Here is a 13,011-nt window from a genome sequence, read left to right on the forward strand (position 1 = left end):
ACCTTGTCTATAATGGTACAACTTTTACAAACATTGTGCAAAAAAAAGATATACAAAAATTACATTTTTATCTTACATCCTCCGTGTATATTCATAAAATCAATAACATTACCTTTTCCCACAAAAAAACCTAGGTATTCACCTAGGTTTTTAAAATCAAATTATAGATAAACATTCCACTTATATTTTACTGCGCCTGCATTCCTACAATCGGAATCGTAGCCCACTTCGGCATATTTTTCTTCACTTTTGCCACCACAATAGTCATATCATCATTTATATAACCATCACAAGAGCGAATCACTTCTTCCATAATGATATCAGCAATTTCTTGCGGGTCTTCGGTTTGCAATTCTTTAATTTTCCGCTTCATCCATAATTCATGATTCTCTACATGCTGCGCGCCCTCAAAAATCCCATCGCTCATCATAATAAGGATATCGCCCGTTTTTAATTGTTCACCCACCACATCAACTTCAACATCTTCGATGATTCCCATCGGCAAATTACTTGCTTCAATTTTCAAAATATTATTCGCGCGTTTAACAAAACTCGGGGTTGATCCAATCTTTAAAAACCTAGCACTCGCATCCCGCAAATCTACCATAGCTAAATCTAATGTTGTAAACATCTCTTCTGTCGTTCTCAAAGAAAGAATTGAATTGATAGACTTAATAGCTATTTCTTCATCAATACCCGATTGGAGTATTTTTTGTAATAATTTCACCGTTTCCTTACTTTCCATATGAGCTCTTTGCCCATTACCCATACCATCACTAATCGCAAGTGCGTATTTACCAACACTTAAATCCATCATCGCATAAGAGTCACCCGAAACAAACCCACCGCCTTTTGCGGCTGTAGCCAATCCTGTATCAAGAGAATACGTCTTCGCCGAACCAAATGATATTAAACTGTGGCCATTCGGATAAGAAGACTTTTCTTCATGTTTAACGACAATATTTTCTTTAAGGATATCCGAAAGCATCGGTGCAACTAACTTTTCACATTCACCATGTTCATTAGATGCAACTGGAATCAACATTTCAATATCAATACTTCCTCTATCTAAACAATAAATATCAACATGCTCTACTTCGACACCAAAATCACGGAACGCTTGCATAATCTGCTCTTCCTGCACTTGATGATTTTCACGCTCTCGTTGTATCTCCTTAGCAAAATCTTCCATAACCTTTGATACACCTAATAGTTGCTCCGCTACTATTCTACGATTTTCCTTCATTTGTTTTCGCAATTTTTGCCCCTCATAGAAGTGATCTAATTCACCCGCTACTAAATCCGTCACTTTTTTCCCTCTCACACAATGCTTATCCCACTCACGAACTAATTTACGATTATGTTGCAGGGTTCCTTCTTCCGTTTCATTCATTATTTGTTTCATATAATCGTACGTTTTATCGAAATTCACTACCCAGCATTGATCCTTTTTAAAGCACGTTTGACATGTTTTCGCAGTAATTGTACTCAAAAACAAATCTGCTTCTGTCTCTTTATCTTCTTCCTCTACATACCCATATACAGAAAAACTATTAGATAAAGCAGCAAATACATTTGCGAATTGGTTGATTTTGTTCGCTGTAACATCACGCATCCTTCTTAAATATTGTTGTTGATCTTGCGAATGCTCTTGTGTACCTGGCATAAATTTAGCAATACGATCCAAAACAAGCTTTGGCGTTAATAAGAAGATAGCAATCGCTACACCTGACTCAATTAAAGTTGTTACAATATTTGTCTGCTTGTCTACATATAATGTAATTAAGCTTGTCCCTATTAATAAACCTAAACTAACACCTAAACGCTTCCCTTCTTTTAACAACCCACCAAGTAATCCAGAAAAAGCGAGAAGGCTAAGCTGAGACAAACTAGACACATTTGCTAAACTTAATATCAATCCTGTTACGACCCCCACTGTAGATCCTGTAGCAGCACCCGCAATAAATGCAAATACTAGTACTAAATACCTTGTAAAAATATGTTGAATAGAAGCATCATATACAAACCAATCTGTTGTACCCGTTAAAACAGATGCTAGTAATATAATCAAACAAACAATTTCTTCCGTCTCTAACGCCTGTTGCTTTCCTTTCCTTTCCACTAAAAGCGGGACACTTTGTAAAAATATCATAGTTAATACGAAACTAAGCCCAGCCTCAATGGTACTAACGAGTAAATCGTACATGGTGACAGTTTGTTGCGCAAAATATACAACAACTAAGTGTGCGGTTAATGCGGAGATAAATACTTGAAATGGAACAAGTCCAACGGTTTTACGTGTAAATCTACTAAAGAAGATATTATAAATGAAGAAAGTAAAGATAGATGCAAAAGTAAAAAACAAATTATCTATCGAGACTGAAAGAGCTCCTCCCATTAGAGCTAAAAATGCTAGCGGCATCTTATCCCGCTTCATAACATAAACAGCAGCAAAAAACGGTAGTGCAAACGGTAAAATATTTGTTAATATATATGCTCTTCCCAAAAGAAAACCAATAACAACAATAATAAATCCCCATCTAAAGAAAACTTGTTCGAATTTCATTCGCAACTTACTCGTCCACTTTATTCCTCCAAGCTGACTCTCATTCATTGCCAATGCACTTGTATTCATAGTATTCCTTCCTGCTTTAGGCATATTTTTAACACCACCTGCATAGTTTAATTACTGTCATTATAAAAGATGATTGTTGGGATTTTTGTCAAAACAACAGTTTTCACTTTTATAATCGTTCGACTTTTTATTCGAAATAACTCTACAGATATACACGGTATGTAAGTTATCCTTGATTTTTTAATTAAATATTCAGAAAATATAGGGTGATTTTGTAGAAGTGTTGTATGTCTTAATCCATTTAACAAAAAAAGATCATGCAAATTTGCATGATCTTTTTAGATGACCCGTACGGGATTCGAACCCGTGTTACCGCCGTGAAAGGGCGGTGTCTTAACCACTTGACCAACGGGCCGTTAAAATAAATATAGCGGCGGAGGGGATCGAACCCCCGACCTCACGGGTATGAACCGTACGCTCTAGCCAGCTGAGCTACACCGCCATGTCGTCGTATTTAACGGACAATTAGTATCTTACATCAGATATTATTTAAAGTCAACACATCTTGAAAACTTTTTTAAAATATATTTTCACATATAAAAAAGCACCCTGAGCCATCACTCTGGGTACCTCTCTATATGTTAAAAACTAAACGGCCTTATTATCCGCGACGTGCGCCACGGCCACCACGTTTAGACTCTGTGTTACGCTTTAAAGAAGTTAAACGATCTTCGCTATCCTTTAAGAAGCGCGCCATCTTTTGCTCAAATGTTTCTTTTGGAGCTCGGTCGTTACCGCCACCACGATTATCTCTGTTGAAAGAGCGATTATTACGTTGTGGACGTCCAGAACGTTGTTGATCACCACCGCGTTGGTATTCACCACGTGGACGATCTCCTTCTGTTTTTTCACGTTCTTTCGCTTTTTTGATAGATAAACCAATCTTTCCATCTTTTTCAACATTAATAACTTTTACTTCTACTTGGTCGCCCACTTTTAAGTGATCGTTAATATCTTTTACATAGTTATCAGCAACTTCACTAATATGAACAAGACCAGTTAAGCCTTCTGGCAGCTCCACAAAAGCCCCAAAATTTGTAATACCTGTTACTTTACCCTGTAACTTGCTGCCTACCTCGATTGACATAAAAAAAATGCTCCTCCTTAGTGGTTAAAAAGTCAAATTTTACTTTATTATATATAATCCTAAAATATAGTGTCAATAAGACATACTCTACTTCGAAACAGGAAAAATTATCTCCCCTTTACCAGAGAAGAAATAATCCCTTCTAGCAATCTTTAATACGTACTCTTCATCATTTAACTTTTGAACTTCGTCTTTTAGACTTTTTTCTTTATTCGTTAATGAATCCAGTTCTTTTTTCATGTCCTTAACTTTTGCTTCTTTTGCTTTAATGGAACTGTTTTGTTGATAAAACGTTACACTAATACTCGCAATAATTGTAAAAGTAAAGACAAGAAAAACCGCTAAACGGCGATAAAGTCGCTTCCTGTTCTCATCCGTTTGTATTATATGCTCTTTAACAGGATTTGGACTCTGTTTTTCGATTGTTCTTTGTCTCAGTTCCCTCATTTCCGAGGTCCCCCTAACTTCTTTTTTATACGCTCCCATATTTGGAAGATATGTCCCTTCAATTTTGCTATATATTGCAGGAACCCTATATGTTTCACTATAAAAAGTTTAACACGATTAGGGAGAAGTTTCCATATGAGCGAAGCAATAAATCGAACAGGCCAGAAAAAAACTTTCCATATGAAAAGTAATATCCAAATCACAATTTTCCATAACACATGTCCAATTGAAAGCAGTATACGAAATAAGAATAATATAAATGCAATAAATAGCTGCGCTATAATAATAACAGGTTTTATCATGAGTAGCTGTATAATTCGAACAAAAAAATATGTTGTTTGCATAAAAATATAGATGAGAAAATTTAACAGCTTCATGTATAGTGCTTTCAGTAAGCTTTGATATGCCGCAAAACCACATAACAATGCCAAAAACACATATATACGTAGTTCAGCTTCATTTACGAGAAGCAATACATAAAAGACGAATAATGCTTGGACAATCCAAAATAATATATCTTGTATAAATACAAGCCAACGTTTACGTTCTTGGCGCTTTAAAAAACGTTGATATGTATCTAAAGACGCTCCAATCCAAGCACCCATTCCAATCATTGAAAGCATTGTATACAACTGAATTGTTAGACTCATTTAAACAACTTACTAAAGAAACCTTTAGTTTTTTCCCCTTGATTTTCATCAATATACAGCATCTCATTAACTTTCCCTTTAATCGACACAATACCTTTTTCTACATCTAAATTTTTCATTTGTAAATTTTGACCACGAATCGTTAAAAAACCCATTACGGTCTCTAGCAAAAACTCTTCGCTATCAAAACTCTCTACCTGCTTCACACCGGTAATATCAATTATACGCCTGCCACGCATAATAATGTCATGTTCTACAGAAACATTTTGTTGATTAGAAGACGTAGGTGAGTAACCATTATTCACGTAAATCCCCCCATAGGTTTTTACTAGCTAATAGTAATGTATGAGGGGATACATGATTTTAGAACAAGCCTTCTTCCGCTTTTACTTTTTCTTCACGAACTAAGCTATACATATTTGCTGCATCTTCTTTTTTAGTTGTTTCTTTCAATTCATTTATTTTTACAGTCACTATTTTTTGACCAAAACGAATTGTTAATTCATCAGCTACTTTCACATCAGAACTCGCTTTTGCCACTTGACCATTAATAGATATTCTTCCTTGATCAGCTACTTCTTTCGCTAATGTTCTTCTTTTAATTAAACGTGACACTTTTAAAAACTTATCTAGACGCATATCAAATCCCCCTATTAACGCTCTGTTTGTTTCGCTTCTTCCCATAAAACATCTAACTGTTCTAATGATAAATCTTCCATCTCTTTATTCATTTCAGCTACTTTTGCCTCCATGTATAAAAAACGACCAGTAAATTTCTCATTAGTTGAACGTAACGCCTCTTCTGGATCTATTTTGTAATGACGGGCTATATTAACAAATGCAAATAGTAAATCACCAAACTCACCTAGCATCTTTTCCTCATCCATGTTTGTAACTTCTTGTTGGAACTCTTGCCATTCTTCCAAAGCTTTCTCTATCATCGGCTGCACATCAACCCAATCAAATCCAACCTTACCAGCTTTCTTCTGAATTTCAAAGGCGCGTAGTAACTGCGGCAAACTTTTAGGAACGCCATTTAAAACAGATTCTTTCACGAATCCTTTTTCTTGTTTTTTAATTTCTTCCCAATTGGCAATCACTTCATCAGCATTGTTTACATCCGTATTTCCAAATACATGTGGATGACGACGAACCATTTTTTCAGATAGAGTTCGAATGATATCATCTATAGAGAACCAACCTTCATCTTCTCCGATTTGAGCATGAAGCATAACTTGTAATAATATATCACCTAATTCTTCTACTAAGTGATCATCATCCTCTTCATCAATTGCTTCCAACACCTCATAAGCTTCCTCAATTAAATATTTCTTTAATGATTGATGCGTTTGCTTTTTATCCCACGGACAACCATTTGGACCACGCAGGTCTGCAATAATTTCTCTAAGAACATCAAACTGTTGATACAAGGACGCACGCTCCTGAACAGGTGGCACGTACACACTTGTTAAATTATTCAATTCCGTTTCATGATCTAACATGTACAACGGTACCTTCTTTACTTGTTCAAATGAAGTTCCTGCAGCTGTTACGATATACACTTCATAATCATCTGGCAACATCTCCATTAATGTTAATTTCACATCAGATGCAACGAATGCATCATATACTTGGCAAAAGATTAAATGTTGACGTAATTCTAATTGCCCTCTTTCAAATGATGTAGCATCAAGTAATTGAAATCCTTCAATCGGATCAATTTTTAGGCTTGCAAACATAGGATCAAGGAAACTTTGTCCACCCTCAATTCGCACTTCAACATTTGAAACGTCTCCTTTTTCCAACAATAGCTGAACTGTTCTTTCTGCTACAAGTGGATGCCCCGGAACCGCATAGATAATTTCTGTACCTTCAGCTTGTTCTAGCAATTTATTCGCAATTGTTTCATATACAATTTCAAACGTATCATGTGCTTCATATACAGCATCAAAAGCCGTATATTGTATGCCTTCTTTCTCCAATTCTTCTATAACTGGATGTTCCTTCGTTCTAACAAACAGATGATCTGCTTCTTTTATTTTTCGATATACACCCATCGTTAGCTGATCTAATTCACCAGCACCTAAACCTAAAACAGTAATGATTCCACTCACAACCTGTCACCTCTATCCACTCTTCTTCAATGAACCTTCTTTTTTCTCTTGTTTCATAACAGTTCCTAATTCTTTTTTTGTAAATACACGTAATTTTAAAATAAAAAACATATATGTCAATCCGCCGATGGCTACACCTAACAACGCTTCAAGCGTCGCGCTCGCTCTATGTTCCGTATCAATTACTAATCCAGACATCTGCAACACACGCGTGAACATCATTAATACAAACCCCATACAGATACCACTAATTACTACACCTAACATATTTCGCTTATTGATAAGTGACCCTGATACAGCTCTCATAAGCAACAAACTATTTAGTCCAGAAATTATGATTAACGCACATAAAGTCGCTAAGGCTGCCCCTTTCACACCAAAATAAGGCATGAATATATAATTTAACGCTAACTTTAAGCAACCTCCAAATACAACAAATAATGCTGGCTTAAATGTTTGTCCCAACCCTTGTAAAATAGAAGCCGTCGTAATTGACAATGAACTAAATAAAATAGATAAAGATAAAATAGATAAAACATCTGATCCATCACTATTTTCAAACAACATAATATTCGTAGGTTGAATAATACAAGTTAGTCCAATAGCTGCTGCAAATCCAATAACAAATGTTATTTTCATTGCTAACTTTACCTTTTCTTGAATAAAGGAAAGATCTCCTCTTTCTTTCGCCGCTGTAATAATTGGAATAAGTGATAACGAGAAAGAAGTCGTCACAACAGTACCTAATTGCATTAGCGGAATACTTCTATCATAAACACCCTTTAATACTTTTGCACTTTCAGTCTGTTCTCCCGCACCAATAAGTAAAGTGTACAAGGACATTGAATCAGCCATCTGTATAAAAATAAGCACTAAATTACTAACACAAATCGCTAACCCCTGCCAAAAAAGGATTTTAATTATCTTCCTTTTACCCTTAATTCTCGCTACACGTTTAAAAAATATGGAACGAAAATCTCGACGCATATACAACATAAGTACAATAATCCCAATAAGTCCACCCGCAATTGAGCCTAACATAGCCCCTGCACCAACTGTATATAAATCAAATCTGTGAGCAATTAGGAATAGCGATAAAAATACAATAATAGAAACTCGAATTGTTTGTTCTATTACTTGCGAAACAGCCGTTGGCATCATATTATTGAACCCTTGAAAATACCCTCTTGCTACAGACAAAAACGGCATCAATAAGAACGAAAATGAAATAACACGTAGCAACTTATCTAAGTGCATATCGCCCATAGCTATCGCGATTGTTTCGGCCCCAAAAAACAATGTAAAGAAACCTATAAAACCAATTCCTAATAAAAACCAAAAAGATACACAAATAATTTCTTCTGCTTCTCTCTGTTTTCCCCACTCTAGTCGTTCTGCAACCATTTTTGAAATGATAACAGGAAACCCATAAGTAGCTAAAATTAAACAAAATCCATAAAACGGGTAAATTTGTTGGTAAATATAAAAACCAATATCCCCTGCTATATTTTGATATGGAATACGGTAAAAAGCGCTTAATACTTTTGTAACAAAACTTGCAATCGTTAATATAATAGCCCCACGCCAAAAGGCTTGATACTTCTTCGCTTCCATACAAGAAAACTCCTTTTTCTATTCTCACCTCTCATATTATATCATAAAGAAAAGTACAAAATCCCTTACCACCACGGGTAATACTAGGTCCCTACACGTTAAAAATATTCAACGAAAAAAGGTAGCAAAGCGCTACCTTCATTCAATATACATATATCTCCAAATAATTGATTTCTCAAAAAGAAAGATCATAATTAGGAAAGATTGCTACTTCTAAAATCAATATACCCTTACTGTTCCATTTGTTTCGCTAAGAAACTGGCAGCAGTATTAACCGCTTTATGCTCGATTTCGCTTATAATAGCTTCTTTTGAAAAAATAATGACGGCTCCAATTGGGTCTCCGTTTGCAACAATCGGTCCAACTGTATAAGAATGAACCTTTTCTGTTACACCATCGATAATGGAAATATCACTTTCGTCCGTCATAATAACAGACTTTCTTTCTTCCATCGTTTTTTCGATTAGATCGCCAACACTTTTATTTAAGTATTCTTTTTTCGATACGCCTGATACTGCGATGATAGAATCTCGGTCACAGACAAGCACATTATGTCCTAAGCTGTCATATAAAGCCTCAGCATATTCCTTTGCAAAATCACCTAGTTCACTAATTGGAGAATACTTCTTTAAAATTACTTCTCCATCGCGATCAACAAATATTTCTAGTGGGTCTCCTTCTCGAATACGTAAAGTTCTACGAATTTCCTTTGGGATTACTACCCTGCCTAAATCATCAATTCGACGTACGATTCCAGTTGCTTTCATTCTAATGCTGCCTCACTTTCTACTGATGATCAAAGTGGTGAATTTACCTGTTCATGTAAAAATCACCAACTGTTAGACATAGTATTTTACACATTAGTTCTTCTATGCACGTCGAATTGTATTTTTTTATCTTATTTTAGGCATTTATTACTTCTTTTTTCACATCTGGTAAGCCTTTTAATAAATTTTCAGCAATTGTTAACCACTTCGATGTCTCTAAGCCATTTGTTTTCATAACAATTTTCAATTGTGATCCTTCCATTCCTAGACCGATCATACGTCCAAAACTATTTCCGAGCATGAATAATTTTCCACCATCAATATTTTGACTTGCTTGTTCAGAAAACAGGAATGTTACTTCAAATTTATTTTGCTTAATTAACTCAATTTGTTCTTTCATTGCCAACACTTTAATATTTGCAATTTGTAATAAATAACCAACTTCTTGTGGGTAATCACCGAATCTATCGATCATTTCTTCCTGCAATTCTTCAATATCCTCAATTGCAGAAACACCTCTAAATTGTTTATACATCATAATTTTTTGCTTACTATCTGAAATATAAGCATCTGGTAAGTATGCATCTACCTCTAAGTCAATTTCAACATTAACTGTATTTTCAGCTCCATCTGTTCCTCTTCGCTGTTCAATTGCATCTTTTAACATTTGAGAATATAGATCAAATCCGACAGAATCAATAAACCCATGCTGTTCTGCTCCTAACAAATTACCTGCTCCACGAATAGATAAATCTCTCATCGCAATTTTGAAACCAGATCCAAGTTCTGTGAACTCTTTAATTGCTTGCAGACGCTTCTCTGCAACTTCTGACAGCACTTTGTCACGTTTATAGGCAAAGTATGCATATGCAACACGATTAGAACGTCCAACACGCCCACGAAGCTGGTACAACTGTGATAACCCCATACGATCTGCATCAAATACAATTAACGTATTTACGTTCGGAATATCTACACCCGTCTCAATAATTGTTGTACTTACAAGAACATCATGCTGTCCTTCTAAAAATGATAGCATAACAGACTCTAATTCACTTTCGTTCATTTTCCCATGTGCGTACGTTACGCGAGCATCTGGAACTAACATCGAAATTTCATCTGCTTTTCTTTCAATATCCTCTACACGGTTATATAGGAAGTAAATTTGACCGCCTCTTGCAAGCTCTCGCTCTATCGCCTCTCGCATTAATGCTGGATTATACTCTACTACATACGTTTGGACTGGGAAACGATTTTCTGGCGGTGTCTCAATAACAGATAAGTCGCGCACACCAAGCATAGACATATGAAGCGTCCGCGGAATCGGAGTTGCCGTTAATGTTAATACGTCAACATTCGCCTTCAATTGTTTAATTTTTTCTTTATGCGTTACACCAAATCTTTGTTCTTCATCAATAATAAGAAGCCCTAAATCTTTATAAGTGACATCTTTAGATAAAATACGATGTGTTCCGATTACAATATCTATTGTGCCATCCTTTAAGCCCTTAATCGTTTCATTTTGTTGTTTTCTCGTACGGAATCTACTTAATAATCCTATATTGATTGGATAATCTTGAAAACGCTCTCGAATTGTTTCATAGTGTTGCTGCGCAAGAATCGTTGTCGGTACTAAAATTGCAACTTGTTTTTCATCCATAATTGCTTTAAATGCCGCACGAATAGCCACTTCCGTCTTTCCATACCCTACATCACCACAAAGGAGCCTATCCATCGGGCGTCCGCGTTCCATATCTTTTTTAATCTCGTCAATAGAACGTAACTGATCCTCTGTCTCTTGATATGGGAAAGATGATTCGAACTCTTGTTGTTCTGCCGTATCTGGCGTATATGCATAGCCTTTTGAAGCTTCGCGCTCAGCATATAGTTTAATTAGGTCATCCGCAATGTCTTGTACAGATTTTTCAACTTTCGTTTTAACCTTTTTCCAATCATTTCCACCTAATTTGTAAACTTTCGGATCCTTACCTTCAGACCCTACATATTTTTGGACTTGATCAATTTGTTCAATTGGAACGTATAACTTATCATTACCTTGATATTTAATATTTAAATAATCTTTATGAACACCATTAATCTCTAATGTCTCAATACCTAAAAATTTACCTATACCATGATTTACGTGAACTACATAATCTCCAACTTTTAATTCCGAATAACTTTTAATACGTTCAGCATTCGATAACTTTTGTTTACGTTGTGATTTTTTAACTTTCTTATGAAAAAGCTCCTTTTCAGTAATGACAACAAGCTTTTGCATCGGCATTTCAAACCCTGCATGTAAATCACCTACAGCAATTTGTAGCCTTCCAGGCAATAAGATATCTGTGCCTTCTACAATATCTGCCTCAATATCATAATCACTTAAAATATGTTGTAATTTCTTCACACGTTCATCATCTGTTCCAAGTACAACAGTCGTAAAATGCCCTTCATTCCATCTATCAATTTCTGTTTTTAACAAATTCATCTGTCCATGGAAATCTTGCATTGTTTTACATGTTACATTTACAATATTTTGCGGATGTGTGTGTGCGATATGACGCAAGAATAACGTTAAATATACAAAACTTCTTTTTTTATGATGAAGAAACCCCTCAAATGCGTGAGAGAAAGATAAATCTTGAATAATTGTTCCTTCACCAAGAAGTGATATATACCATTCCGCCTCTTCTGTTTCAAGATGTGATGCTGTTTCTTGAATACGGGAAATCTCATCTAAAATTACAACACCATCTTCTGGTAAATAATCTATCAGACTAGCAGGTTCTTTATAGAAAATAGATAAGTATTTAAACATCTGTTCTATACTTTGCCCGTTTTTCAACATCTCAATTTCATGACTTACCGTCTCAAGCACTGTAGTCTTTAGTTTATCATCAGAAAGTTTTTGCATCGTCTTAGTCAAACCTTCTTCAAGATGCTGAATTCCTGATTTTAATTCTTCCTGTGAAAATAAAAACTCTGTTGCCGGACCAAACCTAACGCTTTCTTTTTTACCTTGAGAACGCTGTTCATCCACATCAAATAATCGAATAGAATCGACTTCTGTATCAAAAAATTCAATACGAAATGGTAGTTCTTCAGTTAAAGGATAAATATCTAATATTCCCCCGCGCAAACTGAACTCCCCTGGAGCTTCTACCATCGACTTACGTTCATAGCCAATATGATGTAAAGTATGCAAGAGCGCATCTAAATCAATCTCTTGCCCTAGATTGATTTCAACTTGCTTTTGCTTCCACAATTCTTTTATTGGTAAAAATCTACGCAATCCTGCCACTGGCGCTACAATGATTCCATTCTCTCCCGCAGCCAAGCGATTTAACACTTCTATACGTTGCGCCTTCAATTCTGGACTTGCAACCCCAATTTCCGATGCTATCAGTTCATTCACTGGATATAGCCACACATCTTTTTCACCAAGTAACGCCACTAAATCTTCATGTACTTTTTGTGCTTGGTATAAGTTATGTGTAACGATTAATTGTGATTTTTTTGTTTTTTTATATAAAGCCGCCATTAATAATGAACGAGAAGACGTTGCCATCCCTGATATAAGTTGTTCTTTTAACCCATCTTCTAATCCATTAATAACCGATTGTATCTCTTCATTTTTATAAAATTGCTCTAATAAGCCTATCATTTTTAAAACTCCTCTCAACATAAAGAGCAA

10 protein-coding genes and 2 tRNA genes are annotated in these 13,011 nt (G+C 35.5%); all 12 read right to left on the reverse strand.

What is annotated here, in order from left to right; translation table 11 throughout:
• Positions 1 to 187: 187 nt before the first annotated feature.
• The 12 genes from spoIIE to mfd all read right to left on the reverse strand — a co-directional run bounded on the left by spoIIE (position 188) and on the right by mfd (position 12,981).
• Complete coding sequence (spoIIE, locus tag ACS2FK_RS28405; protein ID WP_001123550.1) at positions 188 to 2,659, reverse strand: stage II sporulation protein E; 2,472 nt, start codon at positions 2,657 to 2,659, stop codon at positions 188 to 190.
• A 259-nt stretch (positions 2,660 to 2,918) separates the two neighbouring features.
• Positions 2,919 to 2,990, reverse strand: a tRNA-Glu gene (locus ACS2FK_RS28410).
• 13 nt (positions 2,991 to 3,003) lie between these two features.
• Positions 3,004 to 3,077: transfer RNA gene (locus ACS2FK_RS28415), tRNA-Met, on the reverse strand.
• A gap of 159 nt (positions 3,078 to 3,236) precedes the next feature.
• Entirely contained in the window at positions 3,237 to 3,722 is a 486-nt protein-coding gene (locus tag ACS2FK_RS28420; RefSeq protein ID WP_000021451.1) for a S1 domain-containing RNA-binding protein, read from the reverse strand.
• 87 nt (positions 3,723 to 3,809) lie between these two features.
• Positions 3,810 to 4,169, reverse strand: coding sequence for a cell division protein DivIC (gene divIC / locus ACS2FK_RS28425; protein ID WP_001208739.1), 360 nt, complete (start codon positions 4,167 to 4,169; stop codon positions 3,810 to 3,812).
• Positions 4,166 to 4,819: a spore cortex biosynthesis protein YabQ gene (yabQ, locus tag ACS2FK_RS28430; RefSeq protein WP_000059781.1), complete on the reverse strand. Its 654-nt coding sequence runs from the start codon at positions 4,817 to 4,819 to the stop codon at positions 4,166 to 4,168. Before yabQ ends, divIC begins: the two co-directional genes overlap by 4 nt.
• Positions 4,816 to 5,124 carry a sporulation protein YabP gene (yabP, locus tag ACS2FK_RS28435; protein ID WP_001059104.1) on the reverse strand — a complete coding sequence of 103 codons (309 nt, stop codon included), beginning with the start codon at positions 5,122 to 5,124 and terminating at the stop codon, positions 4,816 to 4,818. The genes yabQ and yabP overlap by 4 nt, the downstream gene beginning before the upstream one ends.
• A 58-nt stretch (positions 5,125 to 5,182) precedes the next feature.
• A complete protein-coding gene (locus ACS2FK_RS28440; protein ID WP_001234876.1) occupies positions 5,183 to 5,458 on the reverse strand; it encodes an RNA-binding S4 domain-containing protein in 276 nt (91 codons plus the stop codon).
• A 14-nt stretch (positions 5,459 to 5,472) separates the two neighbouring features.
• Positions 5,473 to 6,933: a nucleoside triphosphate pyrophosphohydrolase gene (mazG, locus tag ACS2FK_RS28445; RefSeq protein ID WP_000014278.1), complete on the reverse strand. Its 1,461-nt coding sequence runs from the start codon at positions 6,931 to 6,933 to the stop codon at positions 5,473 to 5,475.
• A 12-nt stretch (positions 6,934 to 6,945) separates the two neighbouring features.
• Positions 6,946 to 8,547, reverse strand: coding sequence for a putative polysaccharide biosynthesis protein (locus ACS2FK_RS28450; protein ID WP_063546185.1), 1,602 nt, complete (start codon positions 8,545 to 8,547; stop codon positions 6,946 to 6,948).
• Positions 8,548 to 8,777: 230 nt separating this feature from the next.
• Positions 8,778 to 9,314: a stage V sporulation protein T gene (gene spoVT / locus ACS2FK_RS28455; protein WP_000648306.1), complete on the reverse strand. Its 537-nt coding sequence runs from the start codon at positions 9,312 to 9,314 to the stop codon at positions 8,778 to 8,780.
• Positions 9,315 to 9,450: 136 nt separating this feature from the next.
• Complete coding sequence (mfd, locus tag ACS2FK_RS28460) at positions 9,451 to 12,981, reverse strand: transcription-repair coupling factor (RefSeq protein ID WP_000579684.1); 3,531 nt, start codon at positions 12,979 to 12,981, stop codon at positions 9,451 to 9,453.
• Positions 12,982 to 13,011: the final 30 nt, after the last annotated feature.

The sequence above is a fragment of the Bacillus cereus group sp. BceL220 genome, assembly GCF_051776965.1.
GTDB classification, from domain to species: domain Bacteria; phylum Bacillota; class Bacilli; order Bacillales; family Bacillaceae_G; genus Bacillus_A; species Bacillus_A cereus.

Coding starts and splice junctions, on each gene's coding strand:
- spoIIE (WP_001123550.1), bottom strand. CDS start 2,659: ATGCCTAAAGCAGGAAGGAATACTATGAATACAAGTGCATTGGCAATG.
- ACS2FK_RS28420 (WP_000021451.1), bottom strand. CDS start 3,722: ATGTCAATCGAGGTAGGCAGCAAGTTACAGGGTAAAGTAACAGGTATT.
- divIC (WP_001208739.1), bottom strand. CDS start 4,169: ATGAGGGAACTGAGACAAAGAACAATCGAAAAACAGAGTCCAAATCCT.
- yabQ (WP_000059781.1), bottom strand. CDS start 4,819: ATGAGTCTAACAATTCAGTTGTATACAATGCTTTCAATGATTGGAATG.
- ACS2FK_RS28440 (WP_001234876.1), bottom strand. CDS start 5,458: ATGCGTCTAGATAAGTTTTTAAAAGTGTCACGTTTAATTAAAAGAAGA.
- ACS2FK_RS28450 (WP_063546185.1), bottom strand. CDS start 8,547: ATGGAAGCGAAGAAGTATCAAGCCTTTTGGCGTGGGGCTATTATATTA.
- spoVT (WP_000648306.1), bottom strand. CDS start 9,314: ATGAAAGCAACTGGAATCGTACGTCGAATTGATGATTTAGGCAGGGTA.
- mfd (WP_000579684.1), bottom strand. CDS start 12,981: ATGATAGGCTTATTAGAGCAATTTTATAAAAATGAAGAGATACAATCG.